Below are 19,755 nucleotides of genomic sequence, written 5' to 3'. Positions count from 1 at the left end.
TAACATCTTACATTTTTGATAATCCTAACGAAAGCAGGGAAACGTCGGGCGCCCCCATTTTTTAGTTTGGACTTCGAATGAAAAACGGACACATTATTTTTTAAATAAAATAAGTGTCCGTTCATCTATAATGAAATTCCTTGTATTGAAATTGATTCATTTCCTTCAGTCATTCTCCTTCATGATCCTTGCGGACAAGCTTCTTACAATGCTTTTAACTTCAACAATTCCAACCGGATCCGTTCAAGCCTTTGCTTGCATTGTGACCGCATTTGATCATTCTCTTCACCAATCGCTTCAAAAAGGGTTGCTAATTCATAGTCCATTTCCATTCTTAACACTGCAGCTCTATGTCTTTCAACTTCTTTAGCCTTTAATGCTTGGTTCATGACTTGTTTCATAATTAACATTCTCCCTTCAATTAACCTAATTTTCTGAATTTATTTATAGTTTATCATATGTCTTCCTACAACAAATAGCAACTAATTTGTGTTTTAACCTAGAAGGAATTTTGCGGTGACGCCCCATAATCGTATTAATTAATTTTCACTTTTAATTATGCTACAATATGTGCAAATGACACAGTAGGAGAGATGATAATGAATAGAGCAAGATTCACGGCAGATGATTTTAACGTTTTCACGATTGATGGATTGGAACAACGCATGGATGCTTTAAAAGATCGAATCCAACCAAAACTACAAGCTCTTGGCGAGCATTTTTCCCAACAGCTTTCCGTGATGACGGGGGATGAAATGTACCCTCATGTGGCAAAGCATGCTAGACGGACTGTGAATCCTCCTAAAGATACATGGGTAGCTTTCGCTGCAAACAGCAGAGGATATAAAATGATGCCGCATTTTCAAATTGGGCTGTGGGAAACCCATATGTTCATTTGGTACGCCGTCATTTATGAAGCCCCGAATAAAATGGAAATCGGAAAGAAACTGGAGCAACAGGCGGACCGTTTGATCAAAAGCATTCCATCTCATTATGTTTGGTCGATGGATCATACAAAACCTGATGTCATTCCTCATGAAGGTTTAGACATAGAAGATTTGAACTCTATGTTCCACCGGCTGCAAACTGTAAAGAAAGCTGAAATCCTATGCGGCATAAGAATTTCACGTGATGATGCCATTAAAATGAATGAAGATGATTTCATGAAGACCATTCAAGATGCGTTTGAACATCTTTTACCCTTATATAAATTAAATTAAACACGATGAATCATCATTCGACATGGGATTATGGAACACTCGCCAATCTTGCTGCAAATGAAAAGGAGAGCGGTCGCTTGCTTCACCAGTCTGTATGCGAACCCGATGAAAAATGAGTTGAACTGCCCCGTAACTGTTAGGTACCAAACTAACAATTAAGGGGGTATTTTTTTTATGCCCGCTTTGGAAAAGCAACAGTCTAAGCATTCATCTCCCTAGCCCAAACACACGGTCCTTGTTTGGCCTTACATAGCGGGCCGTAGGGTTATTCTCGAAAATCCAAAAGGGTTCCAAAATTTTTAATTCCGGAACCCTTTTTCTTTATTTTCGAACTAAATCTTTGCTCGCTTGTATCAGTTCATTAATTTGATCTTGCTTACCTGATTCGAAGCATTCTATGATCTTGCTGCCGACAATGACCCCATCGCAGGACTTGATCGTATCCCGGACATGTTCTGGGGTCGAAATGCCAAAACCAGCAAGAACAGGAACGGGACTAAGCTCCTTCACCTTCTTGAGGTAGTCCCCCAGTTCACCTGCAAAAGTGTCACGGGTACCAGTGATGCCTTTGACTGTAACTGCATAAATAAAGCCCTCTGCCCCTGCTGTAATCTCTGTGATGCGCTCTTTCGAGGAGGTGAGTGTCACGAGCCTGATAAGCACGATTCCTGCCATTTTGATAGAGGAAAACACCGCTTCTTCTTCAATTGGCACATCCGGAATGATACATCCGGAAATTCCCGCACTAAGGCAATCTTCGGTAAATTCTTTAAGACCATAGGCCATGAGCGAATTGGAATAGCCCATTAAGATGATGGGGATCTTCACCTCATTTTTGATTTCCTTCACTTTTTTCAGTACATCCCTTAAAGTGGTGCCATTCTCCAAGGAACGGATGCCAGCCTGCTGGATGACCGGTCCATCCGCAACAGGGTCAGAGAATGGTATACCTAGCTCCACGGCTGTCGCTCCGCTATTTTCAAGGAAAAGAAGCTGGCTCTTCAAACGTTCTAGACCGCCATCGCCTGCCATTATATAAGGAATGAACGCTTTTTCCTGCTTAATCCTACATTCTTCAAGCGCCTTTGTTAATTTATTCATGTTCACTGCCCCCTATTAACGATTGAACCGTTTCTACATCCTTATCGCCACGGCCAGATAAGCAAATCACCAATCCTGTACCTTTACCCATTTCCTTGGCAAGTTTCAAACCATAGGAAATGGCATGTGAACTTTCCAAAGCAGGAATTATCCCTTCTTCCCTTGATAGCAGCATCAGCGCTTCCAAGGCTTCATCATCTGTAACAGAGGTATATTCCACTCGCTTGGTATCTTTTAGGAAACTATGTTCCGGACCCACCCCCGGATAATCCAGCCCTGCTGAAATCGAATGCGCCTCCTGGATCTGCCCGTCTTCGTTCTGTAAAACATACATGAATGCACCGTGCAGCACACCTGGCTTCCCTTTCGTCAGGCTGGAAGCATGTAAATGTGTATCAAGTCCATGACCTGCCGCTTCCACTCCATATAATTCGACCGTTTCATCTTCAATGAACGGATAAAACATTCCCATCGCATTGCTGCCCCCGCCTATGCATGCGACTACGGCATCTGGCAGGGTGTGGTTTTCCTCCAAATATTGGCGCTTCGTTTCCTTGCCTATCACACTTTGAAAATCGCGAACAATTACCGGAAAAGGGTGCGGACCAAGAACGGACCCCATTATGTAATGGGTGTCGTCCACATTAGCTACCCAATAACGCAGGGCTTCATTAACTGCATCCTTCAGTGTCCCGCTTCCTTGTGATACGGATACGACCTTGGCGCCTAATAGCTCCATCCGAAACACATTCAGTTTCTGCCTCCTGATATCTTCTTCTCCCATGAAGATGATGCACTCCAGCTTCAGCAAAGCGCAAACTGTCGCAGTCGCCACTCCATGTTGCCCTGCACCCGTCTCGGCAATCACTTTTTTCTTGCCCATTTTCTGAGTCAGTAACGCCTGGCCGATCGTATTATTGATTTTGTGTGCTCCGGTATGGTTCAAGTCCTCACGCTTCAGATAAATATCGGCACCGCCAGCCAGTTTCGTAAGATTCTCCGCATAATAGAGAGGAGTTTCGCGACCGATATACTGCTTCAAGTAATAGCTCAGCTGCTTTTGGAATTCGGGATCTTTTTTGGATCGATCATATACTTCCTCAAGTTCCGTTATCGCGGCCATTAACGTTTCCGGAACGAACCTGCCCCCGTAAGCTCCAAAATGTCCTGTTCGATCAGGCTGTGTATAAGTAGTCATCTTTTCATTCCCCTTTTCCGGCTGTATATTTCGCCTCATTAATAAATGCTTTCATTTTCAGCGAATCTTTTAATCCATTTGTTTCTACCCCACTTGCCACATCCACGGCGATTGGTGAAACGGCACTAATTGCGTTCCCCACATTTTCAGGAGTCAGACCGCCTGCAAGGATCAGTTTCCTGCGAGGTAACATCGCTTCGCCGATCATATCCCAATCCAAAGTCAGACCCTTGCCAGAAGATCCCTTAGGAAGATCCACCAATAAAAATTCAGCTGGGTACTCCTGAAGCTTTTCAAGATCTGTTTCTGAGCGGATGGCAAAAGCCTTGATTACCGGGAGCGGCATCCTGCGAGCGAAGCTGGCCGACTCATCGCCATGCAGCTGAATAAAATCCAACCCTGCCACTTCAGCAATCCTTATTACTTCTTGCTCGGTCTGGTTGGCAAACACTCCGACTTTTTTAACATGACCCGGCAGCTTCAATCCGAATTCACCGACCAATTCAGGAGCTACTTTCCTGCTGCTTTCTGCAAAAATGAACCCAATTAAATCCGCTCCGTATTTTACGGCTTCTTGGGCAGCAGCCAATGTCTTTATCCCACATATTTTTACTAACATAGCAATCTCCTTATAGGCTCATTTGCAGTTCTGCCATGGTATTGGGAAGATTCGCTGAGGTCATCAGTGTTTCGCCGACCAGAATCCCCACCGCACCAGCCTTCTTCACTCGCAATACGTCTTCTTTTGTCTTGATTCCACTTTCGCTGATGATGAGGTGGCGCTTTGGATCAAGCCGTTTCGCCAATCGCTCCGTGACAGCCAAATCCACTTTGAATGTTTTCAAGTTCCGATTGTTGATCCCGATAAGTTCTGCATTCATTTCAAGAGCTCGTTCCAATTCAGCTTCATCATGAATTTCGGTTAACACATCCAGCCCTTTATTTTTTGCATATTGATATAACTCATGAAGCCGATCTTGGGAAAGTGCTGCCACAATTAATAGAATGATGGTCGCACCAGCCCGATAGGCACGATCGATCTGAATCTCATCGATGATGAAATCTTTGCACAGCCTTGGAATTTTTATGGCTTCGCTCACCGACCTTAAATCCGCGATCGACCCTTTGAAGAATGCTTCATCCGTTAATACGGATATCGCTGCCGCACCGCCACTTTCATAGGACAGCGCCTGCTCGATCGGATTTACATCCATCTTAATATTCCCTTTCGAAGGGGAGGCCCGTTTGATTTCGGCAATGACAGCGATGGTCTTCGCAGTTTTCAACGTTTGCACGAGAGACGGCCTGACCACGTCGATCATAACTGATTCATCTAAACCTGTTTCCTTTAATTTTGCGACTTCGACTTTTTTCTGTTCGATGATTTCCGTTAAGATATTTTCCATTACAAGACCACCTTATTTCTATTGCCGTAAGCAATCAAATTTTCCAATTTCGAAAGAGCGGAGCCACTATCCAGGCTTTCCTTGGCCAAGGAAATTCCTTTCTTGATCGTTGCTGCCGTGCCATGTGCGTATAAACCCAGGCCGGCATTCAATAAAACGGTATCACGGTAGGCCCCTTTTTCCCCTCTCAACAAGCGCAGCATGATATCGGCATTCTGTTTGGCATCGCCGCCCCTGATCTTTTCGTTATCGTATACGGGCAGATTCACCTCCTCGGGATGAAGGGTAAACGGAATGATATCCCCTCGCTCCAACAGCACGAGCGAATTCTCTCCCTGAAGACTTGCTTCATCCATGAATCCGGCGCCATTTATGACAATAGCGCGTGTTCTGCCTAATTTATGGAGCACATCTGCAAATAGCTCGAGCATATCGCGACGATTGATCCCCAATAATTGGGTTTCAAGTTGGACTGGATTGGTCAAGGGCCCGATTAGATTGAAGATTGTCGGGATTTTCAATTCTTTTCGCACTTTCATGATCCGTGCAATATTAGGGTGGACGGATGGAGCGAACAGAAACGCTATCCCGTTTTCCTCCAATACCTCCTTCAGCATCTCAGGCTCCAAGGACAAATTAACTCCCAGCTCTTCCAGTACATCCGCACTGCCCGTTCTGCTTGAAATGCTGCGGTTGCCATGTTTGGCAACCTTGACTCCTGCTCCAGCAATTACGAAGGCCGATGCCGTACTTATATTGAAGCTTTTAGACCCATCCCCCCCAGTACCGCAATTATCCATTACATTAACCGAGCTTGTTTGGACGCTCCTTGCTTCCTTTCTCATGACTTTAACAAGGCTTGCTATTTCTCCTGCCGTTTCCCCTTTCGCTTTCAGGGCAATGATGAAAGCTGCCATTTCGCTTTCGGTGATATCTTTAGAAAATAACGCTTGGGCTGCTCTGCTCATCTCATCTTCCGTCAATGTCTGACGCTCTGCTAACTTTGCTAAATATTCCTTCACCGCTAACTCCCCCAGTCGTTTTTTGAATTTATAAAATGGATTGTTTCTTTTCCAACTGAAAATTCCCGGCAATCTCGTAAAATTCATGCAATAATTCCTTGCCGATTTTCGTCCCGATGGACTCAGGATGGAACTGCAGACCGTATAATGGGAACTCATCATGCTGCAATGCCATGATCTCCCCATCATCCAGTGCTGCTGCCGTAACGTTCAATTCTTTTGGCAGGCTTCCTCTCTCCACCACTAGGGAGTGGTAACGCATGACCGGAAATTGCACATCCTGATTGGCAAATACCCCTGATCCATCATGCTCGATAACCGATGTTTTCCCGTGCATGATATGTTGTGCCCCAACCACATTCGCACCAAAAGCTGCACCGATCGCTTGGTGCCCGAGACAAATGCCCAAAAGCGGAACCTTCTTATAAAAATGAAGGATGATTTCGATGCTGATACCAGCATCTTCCGGCCGTCCAGGGCCAGGGGAAATAACGATTGCCATTGGGTTCAGTTCCTCGATTTCGGCTATGGTTATTTCGTCATTCCTTTTTACGATGATGTCTTTCTCCACTTCCCCTAAATATTGATAAAGGTTATAGGTGAACGAGTCGTAGTTATCAATTAGTAAAATCATTTTCCATGTACCTCCATTAGCGCCCGTGCCTTATTTTGTGTTTCTTCATATTCCGTTTTTGGATCTGAATCATAGACGATTCCCGCACCTGCCTGTACATAGGCCTTACCGCCTTTAATGATCATCGTCCTAATAGCCAAAGCCATATCCAGATCCCCTCCGAAGCCCATGTAACCTATGGAGCCGGAATACACCCCGCGTTTGCAATTCTCCAGTTCATTGATCAGCTCCATCGCCCGAATCTTAGGGGCGCCTGAAACAGTCCCGGCAGGAAGGCAGACAGACAATGCATCCAAACTCGTAAATCCTTCTCTAAGCTTTCCGCTGACCTTCGAAGCAATATGCATCACGTGCTGATATCTTTGAATTTCCATTTCTTCGGTAAGGTGGATCGATCCTATTTCACATACCCGCCCAAGATCATTCCTTCCCAAATCAACAAGCATCCTATGTTCGGCAAGTTCCTTTTCATCCATCAGCAGGCTTCTTTCAAAGCCTTTATCTTCTTCATCCGTTTTTCCTCTTGGCCTTGTGCCGGCAATCGGGTTAACATGGACGACTCCAGATGAAACACTGATTAAGCTTTCCGGAGAAGATCCTATGATGGTATAATCACCAAATTCTATATAAAACATATATGGGGAGGGATTGGCTAAACGCAGACGGCGGTATGCATCGAAAGGCTTTCCATCAAAGTCCGCTTTAAACCTTTGCGATAGAACCACTTGAAACACCTCACCTGCCACAATCGCCTCTTTCACTTCGCGTACCATCTGCTCGAATTCTTCCTGGGTGAAATTCGAGTCGAATTCCAAATATTCCGACGATATTTCCTTTGATGGTAGGTTTGCCTGGTTGATTGTATCCTTCATCCGCAACAGACTTTTTTCACTTTCTTCCTCCGCAGTCAACAGGTGTATCTTCTGAAGCACATGATCGAATATATATAATTCCTTATAAAAAAGAAAATGGGCATCCGGCATTTGCAGAGAATCGGGAGGCACCGGACCTATATTTTCAAATAAGCGAATGACATCATACCCCATATATCCGATCGCTCCCCCATTAAATGGCGGAATGTTAACCGGGGCGTCCCCTATCTCCACCAACAATTCCCTTTTCAGAAACTCGATGATGTTGATGTTCTTGACGCTTTGACCACCCGTCTCAAAATCGTTCACATAAACGCGGCCAGCAAGTGACGTTACCTCCAAATACGGATTTGAGCCTAAGTACGAGTAACGTCCATCATCATGATGGGAATTCGAACTCTCCAATAAAAACCTTTGTTGCCCTGCTAATTTCTGAAATATGGCAATGGGTGTATGAATATCGCCTTCAATGGTTTCCATTTTGAAGCGAAGCATCTTCTTTTCATTCAAATCTTTCATCAAAAATCCCCTCCAAATTCTTATTCGATCATGTGAACTCGATTGCCGTGCCCTTTTTGGGTATATGGCGCTTCTGCCTCAACCGAATTAAAATCCACAAAAAAATCCCCTGCAAACACAAAAATGTGTCTGCAGAGGACGGGATACCGCGGTGCCACCTCAAGTTGGAAAAATAAATCATTTTTCCCTCTCAAGCAGGAAATATTTCCTGCCAAACCCTTTAACGGAGGAAGCCGGGTTTCCCTACTTATTTCAAGAAACCACTCATAAGTCCATTCATCCTTTTATATCGTACCGGTTTCCACCTATGCCGGCTCTCTGTGACGAATCTAAAAAGATTACTACTCTTAATCATAGATTTAAGTATCATTTTTTCGAAAAAACGCAAAAAGGCCCTTCATCCAAAGGACGAGGAACCCGTGGTACCACCTTAATTAGCTAAATTAGCTCACTTTACGGCATGATTCATTCCATGCCTATCTCCATTAACGATGAGATAATCGCCAAAGCCTACTCCGTCCATCCGTTTCGGTTTGGGGCTCGGAAGTCCATTCGCTTAAATTCGTTCACCAGTTTTCAGCAACCACTGGCTCTCTGCGGAACTGCATTAAGGTACTTTTCTTCGTCACTGCCTTTATCTTTTTCTTGGTTATTATGTTAAAACAATCTTTTCAGTAAGTCAATAAAGTTTTCAAATTATTATTTCATTTTAACCCAGTCGCCGTCCTCAAGTCCCTTAGCCTTCTTAATGACTTGATACGCAGAATAGGTACTGACCGCCTCGAACTCATCCGTATAGTTCTTTTCATCCGCCTTACCTGGAACGATTGCCTTGAATCTTCGGTAAGCCTTCATGAACGCTTCCTTCTGGATTTTGCTCTCATAAGCTTTTTCCACCGCTTCGAAAAATTTAATTACATCGACTATTTCGTCCGTTGACCAATCAAGGTCCATTGGATACTGATAATCCATACCTTAAACACGCTCCTTCTAGATCGTTTTTTCATGTTGTCGGGGGAGACCATCCACCTTCAGTATGCCCATTTCGAGCGAATTTCCTCAGCTTGGCCGATGATCCGGCTGAACAGCTCAGCTGTCGCCGGAACATCATGGATCAGACCCATCACTTGTCCTGCCCAAGCATATCCTTCTTCTTCCATACCATCATGGATATAGCGCTGATTCGCTTTTCCGCTTATGTAATCCTTCAATTGCTCATATCCACCGTTTTCTTTTTCAATTTCAAGAATTTTACTCGTCCAACCATTTGCTATCACCCGGGCCGGTGCACCGATGGACCGCTTAATGACAACGGTATCATTTTCCGTACCGGAAACCAAGGCTTTTTTATATAATTCATGTGCATGTATACACTCCTTGACTGCAATGAACCTGGTTCCCATCTCGATCCCTTCCGCCCCAAGTGCCATCGCTGCCATCAAACCTCGTCCATCACCAAAGCCGCCAGAAGCAATGACCGGAATCTTCACGGCATCCACAACTTGAGGAATCAAAACAGCGGTACCGATATCCGTCCGTCCTAAATGTCCGCCCCCCTCCTGGCCAACCACCATAACTGCATCTGCACCAAGCTGTTCCGCCTTCACCGCTTGCCTTGTCGCTGCAACAAGCACAAGTTTTTTCACCGAAGTGTCCTTGACGCAATCAAGAAAGGGCCCAGGGTTGCCGCCCGTTACGGAAACAGCTGCAATTCCTTGCTCCATGGCTGCTTCAAGCATATGCTCATAAGGTCTTCCATGCTGCCCAATTGCAAAATTCACGCCAAACGGTTTATCGGTCAATTCCTTCGTTCTCCTTATTTCATCGACCAATTGCTTTGGGCTGTCCAAGGACATCGCCGTTACCTGCCCCAGCCCCCCTGCATTTGAAACGGCCGCTGCCAGTTCCGCATAAGCTAAATGAGCCAACCCTCCTTGTACAATCGGGTATTGTATTCCTAGCAAATCTGTCACACGCGTCTTCCAATTCAAACTCCCCACTCCCTTTTTATGTATGATATGAACGTACATGTTCATTATGGCAAATATTGTTTAACCATTCAATTTTTACATTCGACACAATCCAGCTTCATGGGAAAGACTGGTTCATTAACGATATTCGCGATTATTTCTTCCCCGGTCATTCGAGGAACAAGATGATTTTTCATGTCAGAACGGTAAACTCATGCTAGGCATTTATTATAAGACGTGCTATAATTCATTTGTTTTATGTTTTTCCATAGCTACCTGACCATTCATATGGTTGCAAAATCGGAGAAACATTCGATCATTATAGAAAGGGAGTCTTTCTCCCCCATATTTGTACCTACTATATTGAAAAGGGGCCACAAAGAATTGTCACAGAATGAAACACCCTTATACACTGCCTTATTGCAGCATGCCAAAAAAAATCCCGTTCAATTCCATATTCCAGGTCATAAAAAAGGAAAAGGAATGGACGCCGATTTCCGTGAATTCATTGGAGAAAATGCATTATCCATAGATTTAATCAATATCGCTCCGCTCGATGATCTCCATCAGCCAAAAGGGATCATTAAACAAGCACAAGATCTGGCTGCCCAAGCTTTCGGGGCCGATCACACGTTCTTTTCCGTTCAAGGAACAAGCGGAGCTATCATGACGATGGTCATGACGGTATGCGGTCCTGGGGATAAAATCATCGTACCAAGGAACGTACATAAATCCGTCATGTCTGCGATTGTCTTTTCCGGAGCCGTTCCCGTTTTCATCAACCCTGAGATAGATAAAGATCTGGGCATTTCACACGGTATCACCCTAGATGCCGTTGAAAAAACGTTAAAAGAGCATAGTGATGCAAAAGGATTGCTTGTAATCAATCCTACCTATTTCGGCATTTCAGCTGATTTGCAAAAAATCGTCGAAATTGCCCATTCCTACGAAATCCCTGTCCTCGTTGATGAAGCACACGGAGTCCATATCCACTTCCATGAGGACTTGCCCATGTCAGCCATGCAGGCTGGAGCGGATATGGCCGCAACGAGTGTCCATAAACTTGGTGGCTCGCTGACAGGAAGTTCGATTTTAAATGTGAGAGATGGATTGGTTTCCGCAAATCGAGTTCAAGCGATTTTAAGCATGCTCACTACCACCTCAACCTCCTACATCCTTCTAGCTTCCCTGGACACGGCTAGGAGGCAGCTGGCGACCGTAGGCAGGCAAATGATCGAAGAGGCCATCAATCTTGCAGGGTACATCAGGGAGGCCGTAAATGAGATCCCTTATCTATACTGTGTCGGCAGCGAAATTCTCGGAAGCAAGGCTGCCTTTAGCTATGACCCTACAAAACTGATCATTTCCATCAAGGAATTGAACATTACCGGATACGACGTCGAGAAATGGCTACGTGAGAAGCATAATATCGAAGTGGAGCTTTCCGATTTGTATAATATCCTTTGCCTGATTACACCAGGAGACTCCAAAACGGAAGCGGATCTTCTGATCGCTGCCTTGAAGGACCTTTCGGATGAGTTTAAGGAAATGGCGGCTGAACATGAAAAAATCGAAGTGCTCCTTCCTGATACACCACCGCTTGCCCTATCGCCAAGGGAGGCATTTTATGCCGAAACCGTAGTGGTGCCGATCGAGGAATCCGTCGGAAAAATCAGTGCTGAATTCATCATGGTATATCCGCCGGGCATCCCGATCTTTATTCCTGGTGAACTGATTACGGAAGATAATATCAGTTATATCCAAAAAAACATCGAGGCGGGCCTGCCTGTTCAAGGTCCAGAGGATCCAGAAATAAAATATTTACGCATCATAAAGAACTGATTGCATACACAAACCAGAGCGGGTGACCGCCCTGGTTTTTTTCATATAGTCAGCATTAAAATGGCGCAGCAGCCTATCGGTTGTTCAAAAAAAGTGCTCCAGACCATAAAGTCGTGGAGCACTCTTGAATTCTATTAATCTCATCGAAGGTTTTCGGTATTATTCCTGAGAGGCAGCTGTATCACAGCTTTGGCAGTTGTGATTGTGTGTATAAAGTACACTTACTTTTTCATCTTCAAAATGTTCAATCGTGCTATTGCAAGTTTGACATACGATAGTTCCCATTTTTACAACCCCTTCCTCTATATTGTATGCAACATTCCATTAATGTAACCGCTTTAAATGAATTATAATATAACACATTTATAATATCAAGCTAAAAAGTATGACATAATCATTTTATTGGATCAGGGAATGTTTATACGGGTATGCCAATCCTGCTGGTAAAGCAATGAGCATCGCATGAGCAGCAGTTTATACCATTGAAAGATTCGCCCTCCCTTTCTTTCCAAAAAAAGGGGGGAAGTAATTTTACTTTTAAATATACATATAGATAAGTATATAAATCAACCAAAAAATGCTAATATAATAGTAAAACTGATCGAATAAGGGGGATCCAAATGGCAGAAAATGCGTATATCAAGCTAGTTCCCGAATCAGTCAAAGCGACCGTTACCATCGAGGATGTAAAGGAATTGCTGACCTATTATCAAATGATCACGGCAAAAACAGGAAAGCAACTGGATTGGGACTACGATAAGAAAGCTTTTCCTTATGAAATGAGGGAACCTGAAAAAATGAAAGACAAAGCCATATATCTCCAAGCCAAAGAAGATCGTTACCATATGATCTTGATCGGTGTAGACCAGGAAGTGATTAAGGATGAAGACGGACTGGAACGAATCCAATCTTATATCCAATTCACCCTTCCGGAAACAGCAACCTTCGGGGATAAAGGGAAAGCAAATGAATTATGCAAGTTCCTCGCAAAAAAATTAAAGGCGCAGCTTCACCTCTTTAATAATCGCGTGATGTACTTCTATCCAAGAAAATGAAAAAACCTGCAAAAGCTGAAAGCCAGCTCATGCAGGTGTCTCAATCGAGTCAGGATCAAGCATCTTATAGCCTTTCTTTTGAAAACCTTTCACGATCTCCTCAATCGCTTCACTCGTCCATTTTCGGTCATGCATTAGAAGGTTCGCACCATTTCCTAAATAAGGACTATTCAACATGATTTCTGTTAAGGCCTTTTTGTCCTGATATTCCTTTTCCCAATCATATCCATATGTCCAATTCATCACCAACATTTTTTCTTCCTCAGCAACTTTTCTTGAATGATCGGTATTCGAACCAAACGGCGCCCTGAAATACTTAGGGCGTTCCCCGATAATGCCCTCAACCAAATTATTCAGTTTAACGATTTCCCTCTCTTGTTCCTTTTCGGTCAATTCTTTTAAATTCACATGGGAATATGTATGGTTGCCGATGGGAAAACCTAGATCATGAATTTCTTTCAACATCGCTTTATTTTCATCATTTTCAAGAAAATGGCCATTGACGAAAAATATCGCTGGAACCTTAAGCCGATGAAGGGTTTTGGCTATTTCTAGCGAATATTTATCAGGAGCATCATCAAATGTCAACAAGACAACCTTCGGATCTGCGTCCCCTATCGGTTCAAATGACCAAGTATCTTTATTGACCCGGTATTCTGCCTTAACTTTCTCTTCCGCATTCGTCTTGGGTGATTCTTCTTGTTCTTTTTTCTCTTGCTGGCTTTCATCTCGGACGGACGCTGCCGTTTCCACGCTTTTATTCTTTTCTTTTTCCGCGTGATCGGGATCTTGGCCAGTACAAGCGATCAATAAAATGGCTACACTCGCTAACAAAACTAAAACTTTGTTGAACATGATACCTCCGTGTTTTTTTGTGTCTTTGCAGGCCCTGCGAAAATTCAATAAACGGGTACTAAGGTCTCCAAAAGGATTTGTAACAGCCCGTAGCATAATAGGCTGATCACAGTTATAAGCATGGTTCGCTTATTGGATTTCAAAATCATTTTACCAATGTAAATGGCCAAATATGAAAAGACCAAAAACATGAATACCTTGAAGACAAACCGATCATTAACAGAAAGCCATTCAACCAGTGTATAGCCGCTCCATACGATTAGTTGAAAGAGGATTACCAGATAATTTTTCAAGTGATCCACCCCATTTTCAAATGAATACATCAGGCCTACTCATGTCATGAGCAATAACTTTATATTCGCACATTGCCCATCTTATTTTTTATCCTCTTTTACCATATTCAAACCTTTTGGAGAAAAAAAGTAAAAAGCCCTTTATATAGCTTATGCCCATTTTGTCCTTTTCATTTAAATAGTGTAAAGAAAATCTCGAATTGGCGGGTACATTCCTTTTTCATGGCCGAATCCAATGAAAAAAGCGTGCTGCAAGGGCAGCACGCTACTATCGGATAAAATTACTTAATGATATGAATAGGAGTTCCAAGGGCCACTTCCGCAGCTTCCATTGTAATTTCCCCTAAAGTTGGGTGCGCGTGGATCGTCATCGCGATATCTTCGGCAGTCATTCCTGCTTCGATGGCCAAGCCAAGTTCCGCGATCATATCAGATGCGTTCGGCCCTGCGATTTGTGCTCCAATAACCAATCCATCTTCTTTGCGAGTGATAAGCTTCACAAATCCATCAGTATTGTTTAAAGATAGAGCACGTCCATTTGCAGCGAATGGGAACTTGGAAGCAAGCGCTTCAATTCCAGCTTCCTTCGCTTCTTTTTCATTATAGCCGACAGATGCAAGTTCCGGTTCAGAGAATACAACAGCCGGAATGGCAAGGTAGTCGATTTCTGATGAATGTCCAGCAATGGCTTCGGCTGCAATTTTACCTTCATAAGAAGCTTTATGAGCCAATTGAGGTCCAGAAACGATATCACCGATCGCATAGATGTTTTTCACGCTTGTACGGCATTGTTTATCCGTTTCGATCAAACCGCGATCCGTCATTTTGATTCCGACTTGCTCAAGACCGATTTCGGCAGTATTAGGACGACGTCCCACAGTAACCAATACGTAATCAGCTTCGACTTTTTTCTCTTCGCCTTTTGCTTCATAAGTAACGGTTACGCCTGTTTCGGTTTCTTCCACGCCTTTGGCATTTGCTTTCGTAACAATTTCAGCACCTTTATTTTTAAGGTTACGTTTAACAAGTGCTGCCATTTGTTTTTCGAAACCAGCTGAAAGAATTTCTTCCGTGCCTTCAAGAATCGTCACTTTAGTGCCAAAGCTTGCGAATGCTCCGCCAAGCTCCGTACCGATGTAACCTCCGCCGATTACTACCATTGATTTTGGAACTTCATCCAAAGCAAGGGCACCAGTAGAGTTAATTACGCGTTTCGTATATTTAAATGACGGAATCTCGATTGGTGATGAACCAGTGGCGATGATCGCGTTTTTAAATGTATATGTTTGGGCTGAGTCTTCATTCATAACACGGATGCTGTTTTCATCAACGAAATACGCTTCGCCTGTTACAACTTCCACGTTATTTCCTTTTAGCAGGCCGCTGACGCCGCCCGTTAATTTTTTGACAACAGTACCTTTCCAAGCTTGTACTTTAGAAAAATCAACAGAAACTTTTTCTGCAAAGATCCCCATGTCTTCTGAATGCTGAGCTTCATGGAAACGGTGTCCCGCCGAAATTAAAGCTTTCGATGGAATACAGCCTACATTCAAACAAACTCCGCCGATTGTTCCTTTTTCAACGACCGTAACTTTTTGTCCAAGCTGTGCTGCACGAATTGCTGCAACATATCCCCCTGGGCCTGAACCGATCACTAAAGTATCTGTTTCGATTGGAAAATCTCCTACAACCATTATTTACGCCTCCATTAACAATAATTCTGGGTCGTTCAATAACTTTTTGATATGATTCAATGCATTTTGAGCAGTAGCTCCATCAATCATGCGGTGATCAAAGCTCAGTGATAATGCCAGAACTGGAGCGGCGATAATTTCCCCGTCGCGTACAATTGCTTTTTCGGCAATGCGTCCAATACCTAGAATGGCAACTTCTGGGTGATTGATTACAGGTGTGAACCATTGGCCGCCTGCTGAACCGATATTCGTGATCGAGCATGATGCACCTTTCATTTCGTTAGGTGCCAATTTTCCATCACGAGCTTTTGTGGCTAATTCATTGATTTCTTGTGAAATAGCAAAAGGTGATTTACGATCTGCATCTTTAACAACCGGAACGAGCAAGCCTTTGTCTGTATCTGCCGCAATTCCGATATTGTAATAGTGTTTATGGATAATCTCACTAGCCTCATCATCAAATGATGTGTTAAGCATAGGGAATTCACGCAATGCACTTGTTAACGCTTTAACAACATAAGGAAGGAATGTAAGCTTAATTCCTTTTGCAGCGGCAACATCCTTGAATTTCTTGCGGTGAGCGACGAGTAACGTCACATCGACTTCATCCATCAATGTTACATGTGGAGCTGTCTGCTTGGATTTAACCATCGCTTTAGCGATCGCTTTTCTCATGCCGCTCATTTTCTCGCGAGTTTCAGGATATTGACCTTCTGGAATGGACACTTTAGCTTTTTCAGTCGTTTCCTTTTCACCTTGTTGTTGTGAAGCTTCACTTTCAGCTGCTGGCTGCTGTGGAGCGGATTTGCCATTTTTGAAAGCATCGATGTCTTCTTTCATGATGCGGCCGTTATCCCCGGAACCAGCGACCTCACGAATGTTTACCCCTTGTTCGCGTGCATATTTCCTAACAGAAGGCATGGCGATGATACGACGTGAAGGATCCACCTCAACCTGTGGCTGTGCTCCTGCGCCCGTTTCTGCACTATTGGCTTGATCCGGTGCAGCCTCTTTCTTGACTTCTTGTCCAGCTTCAGCAGTAGCTTGAACCTGAGCCTCCGTATCCTTATCGCCTTCAGCCTTCTCTTCGTCTCCATGATCCCCTTTGAACTGAAGATTTTCATATCCTGGAGCATCGAATTTTACAAGAACATCACCAACAACGGCAACCGTTCCTTCTTCAACAAGGATTTCTTCCACGGTACCTTCAACAGGTGATGGAATTTCTACAACGGCTTTATCGTTTTGAACCTCGCAAAGCACGTCATCTTCTTGAATCTTATCTCCTGGTTTTACAAACCATTTCACTATTTCACCTTCGTGTATACCTTCTCCGATATCTGGGAGTCTAAATTGGAATGCCACTGAGTTCAACCTCCTATATTAAATCATACTTAGTGCTTCGAATAAAGTCCTTTATCTTGCATTTCATTCATGCTAATTCTTTCTCAAGCAAGCACTTTCTTTCGCGTTACTCAAGATTAAGTTAAAACGTTAAGACTTTAGTCGCCGTTTCCATAATGTCTTTATAATTAGGGAGCCATACTGTTTCAGCTTGAGAGAACGGGAATACCGTATCAGCAGCTGCCACTCGCAATACAGGAGCATCCAAGCTTAAGATGGCACGTTCGTTAATCTCTGCAACAACATTCGCTGCTATACCAGCTTGTTTTTGTGCTTCTTGAACAACGATGGCGCGTCCCGTTTTTTCTACAGAAGCAATGATCGTGTCAATATCAAGTGGAGATACAGTCCTTAAGTCGACAACCTCGACAGAATGACCATCCTTGGCCAATTCTTCCGCTGCCTTGATGGATTCTTGTACCATCGCACCGTAAGTTATGATGGATAAATCCGTTCCTTCTCTTTTCACATCCGCTTTTCCTAACGGAATTGTATACTCTTCTTCAGGCACTTCCTGACGGAACGAGCGGTACAATTTCATGTGCTCAAGGAAAATGACAGGATCGTTATCACGAATTGCCGAAATCAATAAGCCTTTTGCATCGTAAGGAGTTGAAGGGATAACTACCTTTAACCCTGGTTGCTGGGCCATTAAACCTTCTAAGCTATCCGCATGCATTTCCGGAGTATGCACTCCCCCTCCGAATGGTGAACGAATCGTAACAGGCGCACTGTAACGTCCGCCTGAACGGTAGCGCATACGAGCAAGCTGACCGCTTACGGAGTCCATTACTTCATATATAAATCCGAAGAATTGAATTTCAGGAACAGGACGGAAACCTTGTAAAGAAAGACCGACCGCTAATCCACCGATTCCAGATTCGGCAAGGGGAGTGTCAAACACACGATCTTCGCCGAATTCTTTTTGAAGATTTTCCGTTGCACGGAATACTCCACCATTAAGACCGACATCTTCTCCAAAAACGAGTACGTTTTCGTCATTTTTTAGTTCTGTACGTAATGCTTCTGTAATTGCTTGGATCATCGTCAATTGAGCCATGGCTTACTTCGACTCCTTCTCTTTATAAATTTCATATTGTTCTTTTAGGTTGTAAGGCATTTCTTCAAACATGTTTTCGATAAGGTCAGTTACTTTTTGCTTAGGTTCTGCATCTGCCTTTTTGATTGCTTCTTTAATATCTTCTTTAGCTTTTTCTATCGTTTCGTTCTCTAACTCTTCATTCCAAAGCTTTTTATTTTCCAAGAACTTACGGAAACGAACCAATGGATCTTTCAGTTCCCACTCATTATCCATGTCGGAAGTACGGTAGCGTGTCGGATCATCTCCAGCCATCGTATGTGGTCCATAACGGTACGTCAATGTTTCGATCAATGTAGGGCCTTCACCATTAATGGCACGTTCCCGGGCTTCCTTAACGGCAGTATAAACGGCCAATGCATCCATTCCATCAACTTGGATACCTGGAATACCTGCAGCCACACCCTTTTGTGCCAATGTTTTCGCTGCGGATTGCAAGTCAACAGGAGTTGAAATCGCAAAACGGTTATTTTGCACGATGAAGATAGCTGGCGCTTTAAATGCACCTGCAAAGTTGATTCCTTCATAGAAGTCACCTTGTGAAGTTCCGCCATCACCAGTATAAGTGATCGCTACCGCTTTTTTACCGCGTTTTTTCAGTCCAAGCGCTACACCGGCAGCTTGGATATATTGGGCGCCGATAATGATTTGCGGTGAAATGACATTAACATCCTCAGGAATTTGATTTCCTTTGAAATGACCGCGGGAGAATAGGAATGCTTGCCATAACGGCAGGCCATGCCAAACGATTTGCGGCACATCACGATAGCCGGGAAGAATGAAATCCTCTTTCTCCAAAGCATATTGCGAAGCGATTTGAGAAGCCTCTTGACCGGCAGTCGGTGCATAGAATCCTAACCGTCCTTGGCGGTTCAATGAGATTGAACGTTGATCCAAGATACGTGTATAAACCATACGACGCATTAATTCCTGCAGCTGCTCATCACTTAAATCAGGCATTGCCGCTTCATTCACGACTTCTCCCTCTTCGTTTATAATTTGAAAAGTTTCAAATTGTTCTTCCACTTTCTTAAGCTGATCCTGAACATTAATTTTAGCTTGTTTAGTTTTTTGAGCCATTTGGCACCTCATCCTTTCATTAAAAAGGTTTGTGATTATTCTTCTATAAAGCAAAGATAGTTTGCTTTTTAGCTTCTTCAACAATCCATTGAATTATTTTTCCCTTAAGACCAATCCCTCAAACGTGGATACGCTTAATATGCTTCAATCTTAGTCTGTACCATAAAAAAAATCAAGGAAAATGATACAAGGGATATCCAAATATTAATTTACAAGATGAATTAACATCAGTCAACGTCTTGAAGTTCCTTATTTTTTCAAACCCATAGTACGAACAACAAAGGATTTGCATCTCTGTATTAGTTTCGGGTTTATTACTGTATCACTAAAATTGCACTATCTTTCATTTTGGGTGGGAGAATGAGGATCATTTGCCTTCACTCACTCATACCAGCCATTCAAAAATCCCTTGAACTAAAGGCATTTTCATGACTTGGAAGAATATTCAGAAAAAATCTTCAAACGCTTTCATTTGATCCTGCTGTTAGATT

Annotated in this window: 19 protein-coding genes and 2 other annotated features; of the genes, 3 read left to right on the top strand and 16 right to left on the bottom strand. The window is 43.4% G+C overall.

Annotation, left to right across the window (positions count from 1 at the left end; translation table 11 throughout):
* Positions 1-203 precede the first annotated feature (203 nt).
* Positions 204-401, bottom strand: coding sequence for a hypothetical protein (locus MHI53_RS07545; RefSeq protein ID WP_061144096.1), 198 nt, complete (start codon positions 399-401; stop codon positions 204-206).
* Positions 402-599: 198 nt separating this feature from the next.
* On the opposite strand from MHI53_RS07545, the gene MHI53_RS07540 reads away from it, so the two are divergent.
* Positions 600-1,220: a DUF1054 domain-containing protein gene (locus MHI53_RS07540; RefSeq protein ID WP_061144097.1), complete on the top strand. Its 621-nt coding sequence runs from the start codon at positions 600-602 to the stop codon at positions 1,218-1,220.
* A 321-nt stretch (positions 1,221-1,541) separates the two neighbouring features.
* On the opposite strand, the gene trpA is transcribed toward MHI53_RS07540, so the two are convergent.
* The 9 genes from trpA to MHI53_RS07495 all read right to left on the bottom strand — a co-directional run bounded on the left by trpA (position 1,542) and on the right by MHI53_RS07495 (position 9,963).
* On the bottom strand, positions 1,542-2,321 hold the full coding sequence (gene trpA / locus MHI53_RS07535) for a tryptophan synthase subunit alpha (RefSeq protein ID WP_061144098.1): 780 nt from the start codon (positions 2,319-2,321) through the stop codon (positions 1,542-1,544).
* Entirely contained in the window at positions 2,314-3,519 is a 1,206-nt protein-coding gene (gene trpB, locus MHI53_RS07530) for a tryptophan synthase subunit beta (RefSeq protein WP_061144099.1), read from the bottom strand. The genes trpA and trpB overlap by 8 nt, the downstream gene beginning before the upstream one ends.
* Positions 3,520-3,523: 4 nt before the next feature.
* Entirely contained in the window at positions 3,524-4,138 is a 615-nt protein-coding gene (locus MHI53_RS07525; protein ID WP_061144100.1) for a phosphoribosylanthranilate isomerase, read from the bottom strand.
* Between the two features lie 10 nt (positions 4,139-4,148).
* Positions 4,149-4,925: an indole-3-glycerol phosphate synthase TrpC gene (gene trpC, locus MHI53_RS07520; RefSeq protein WP_061144101.1), complete on the bottom strand. Its 777-nt coding sequence runs from the start codon at positions 4,923-4,925 to the stop codon at positions 4,149-4,151.
* Positions 4,925-5,947 (bottom strand): anthranilate phosphoribosyltransferase, encoded by a 1,023-nt coding sequence (gene trpD / locus MHI53_RS07515; RefSeq protein WP_340373150.1) that lies wholly within the window; start codon positions 5,945-5,947, stop codon positions 4,925-4,927. Before trpD ends, trpC begins: the two co-directional genes overlap by 1 nt.
* Positions 5,948-5,975: 28 nt before the next feature.
* Positions 5,976-6,581, bottom strand: a complete 606-nt coding sequence (locus MHI53_RS07510; protein WP_100533999.1) for an aminodeoxychorismate/anthranilate synthase component II — start codon at positions 6,579-6,581, stop codon at positions 5,976-5,978.
* Positions 6,578-7,972 carry an anthranilate synthase component I gene (gene trpE, locus MHI53_RS07505; protein ID WP_340373149.1) on the bottom strand — a complete coding sequence of 465 codons (1,395 nt, stop codon included), beginning with the start codon at positions 7,970-7,972 and terminating at the stop codon, positions 6,578-6,580. The genes MHI53_RS07510 and trpE overlap by 4 nt, the downstream gene beginning before the upstream one ends.
* Before the next feature lie 131 nt (positions 7,973-8,103).
* Positions 8,104-8,336, bottom strand: a binding site (T-box leader).
* Between the two features lie 37 nt (positions 8,337-8,373).
* Positions 8,374-8,610: a binding site (T-box leader), on the bottom strand.
* A gap of 61 nt (positions 8,611-8,671) precedes the next feature.
* Complete coding sequence (locus MHI53_RS07500; protein WP_340373148.1) at positions 8,672-8,944, bottom strand: UPF0223 family protein; 273 nt, start codon at positions 8,942-8,944, stop codon at positions 8,672-8,674.
* A gap of 59 nt (positions 8,945-9,003) precedes the next feature.
* The gene (locus tag MHI53_RS07495) at positions 9,004-9,963 is read right to left on the bottom strand and encodes a nitronate monooxygenase family protein (RefSeq protein WP_061144105.1); all 960 of its coding nucleotides are present in this window, start codon (positions 9,961-9,963) and stop codon (positions 9,004-9,006) included.
* Positions 9,964-10,326: 363 nt separating this feature from the next.
* On the opposite strand from MHI53_RS07495, the gene MHI53_RS07490 reads away from it, so the two are divergent.
* Positions 10,327-11,784, top strand: coding sequence for an aminotransferase class I/II-fold pyridoxal phosphate-dependent enzyme (locus MHI53_RS07490; protein ID WP_061144106.1), 1,458 nt, complete (start codon positions 10,327-10,329; stop codon positions 11,782-11,784).
* Positions 11,785-11,943: 159 nt separating this feature from the next.
* On the opposite strand, the gene MHI53_RS07485 is transcribed toward MHI53_RS07490, so the two are convergent.
* A complete protein-coding gene (locus tag MHI53_RS07485) occupies positions 11,944-12,069 on the bottom strand; it encodes a GapA-binding peptide SR1P (RefSeq protein ID WP_081092558.1) in 126 nt (41 codons plus the stop codon).
* 335 nt (positions 12,070-12,404) lie between these two features.
* Between MHI53_RS07485 and MHI53_RS07480 the strand changes: the two genes are divergently transcribed.
* Entirely contained in the window at positions 12,405-12,839 is a 435-nt protein-coding gene (locus tag MHI53_RS07480) for a DUF1885 family protein (protein ID WP_340373147.1), read from the top strand.
* A 27-nt stretch (positions 12,840-12,866) separates the two neighbouring features.
* On the opposite strand, the gene MHI53_RS07475 is transcribed toward MHI53_RS07480, so the two are convergent.
* The 5 genes from MHI53_RS07475 to pdhA form a co-directional block, all read right to left on the bottom strand.
* Positions 12,867-13,694: a polysaccharide deacetylase family protein gene (locus MHI53_RS07475; protein WP_340373146.1), complete on the bottom strand. Its 828-nt coding sequence runs from the start codon at positions 13,692-13,694 to the stop codon at positions 12,867-12,869.
* A gap of 574 nt (positions 13,695-14,268) precedes the next feature.
* Positions 14,269-15,681, bottom strand: a complete 1,413-nt coding sequence (gene lpdA / locus MHI53_RS07470; RefSeq protein ID WP_061144109.1) for a dihydrolipoyl dehydrogenase — start codon at positions 15,679-15,681, stop codon at positions 14,269-14,271.
* A gap of 3 nt (positions 15,682-15,684) precedes the next feature.
* A complete protein-coding gene (locus MHI53_RS07465) occupies positions 15,685-17,046 on the bottom strand; it encodes a dihydrolipoamide acetyltransferase family protein (RefSeq protein WP_061144110.1) in 1,362 nt (453 codons plus the stop codon).
* Positions 17,047-17,167: 121 nt separating this feature from the next.
* Complete coding sequence (locus tag MHI53_RS07460) at positions 17,168-18,145, bottom strand: alpha-ketoacid dehydrogenase subunit beta (RefSeq protein WP_061144111.1); 978 nt, start codon at positions 18,143-18,145, stop codon at positions 17,168-17,170.
* 3 nt (positions 18,146-18,148) lie between these two features.
* The gene (gene pdhA / locus MHI53_RS07455; RefSeq protein WP_061144112.1) at positions 18,149-19,264 is read right to left on the bottom strand and encodes a pyruvate dehydrogenase (acetyl-transferring) E1 component subunit alpha; all 1,116 of its coding nucleotides are present in this window, start codon (positions 19,262-19,264) and stop codon (positions 18,149-18,151) included.
* Positions 19,265-19,755 lie beyond the last annotated feature (491 nt).

The sequence above is a fragment of the Peribacillus sp. FSL E2-0218 genome, assembly GCF_037992945.1.
Taxonomy (GTDB): Bacteria; Bacillota; Bacilli; order Bacillales; family DSM-1321; genus Peribacillus; species Peribacillus simplex_B.
The sequence above is the reverse complement of the archived record's forward strand: the minus strand, read 5'-3'. Positions and strand labels throughout refer to the sequence as shown.

Excerpts from the sequence above, each read along its gene's own strand:
- MHI53_RS07540 (WP_061144097.1), top strand. The coding sequence starts at position 600 with ATGAATAGAGCAAGATTCACGGCAGATGATTTTAACGTTTTCACGATT.
- MHI53_RS07485 (WP_081092558.1), bottom strand. The coding sequence starts at position 12,069 with ATGGGAACTATCGTATGTCAAACTTGCAATAGCACGATTGAACATTTT.
- MHI53_RS07545 (WP_061144096.1), bottom strand. The coding sequence starts at position 401 with ATGAAACAAGTCATGAACCAAGCATTAAAGGCTAAAGAAGTTGAAAGA.
- trpC (WP_061144101.1), bottom strand. The coding sequence starts at position 4,925 with ATGGAAAATATCTTAACGGAAATCATCGAACAGAAAAAAGTCGAAGTC.
- MHI53_RS07475 (WP_340373146.1), bottom strand. The coding sequence starts at position 13,694 with ATGTTCAACAAAGTTTTAGTTTTGTTAGCGAGTGTAGCCATTTTATTG.
- MHI53_RS07510 (WP_100533999.1), bottom strand. The coding sequence starts at position 6,581 with ATGATTTTACTAATTGATAACTACGACTCGTTCACCTATAACCTTTAT.
- trpA (WP_061144098.1), bottom strand. The coding sequence starts at position 2,321 with ATGAATAAATTAACAAAGGCGCTTGAAGAATGTAGGATTAAGCAGGAA.
- pdhA (WP_061144112.1), bottom strand. The coding sequence starts at position 19,264 with ATGGCTCAAAAAACTAAACAAGCTAAAATTAATGTTCAGGATCAGCTT.
- MHI53_RS07525 (WP_061144100.1), bottom strand. The coding sequence starts at position 4,138 with ATGTTAGTAAAAATATGTGGGATAAAGACATTGGCTGCTGCCCAAGAA.
- MHI53_RS07460 (WP_061144111.1), bottom strand. The coding sequence starts at position 18,145 with ATGGCTCAATTGACGATGATCCAAGCAATTACAGAAGCATTACGTACA.
- lpdA (WP_061144109.1), bottom strand. The coding sequence starts at position 15,681 with ATGGTTGTAGGAGATTTTCCAATCGAAACAGATACTTTAGTGATCGGT.
- MHI53_RS07480 (WP_340373147.1), top strand. The coding sequence starts at position 12,405 with ATGGCAGAAAATGCGTATATCAAGCTAGTTCCCGAATCAGTCAAAGCG.
- MHI53_RS07500 (WP_340373148.1), bottom strand. The coding sequence starts at position 8,944 with ATGGATTATCAGTATCCAATGGACCTTGATTGGTCAACGGACGAAATA.
- trpE (WP_340373149.1), bottom strand. The coding sequence starts at position 7,972 with ATGAAAGATTTGAATGAAAAGAAGATGCTTCGCTTCAAAATGGAAACC.
- trpB (WP_061144099.1), bottom strand. The coding sequence starts at position 3,519 with ATGACTACTTATACACAGCCTGATCGAACAGGACATTTTGGAGCTTAC.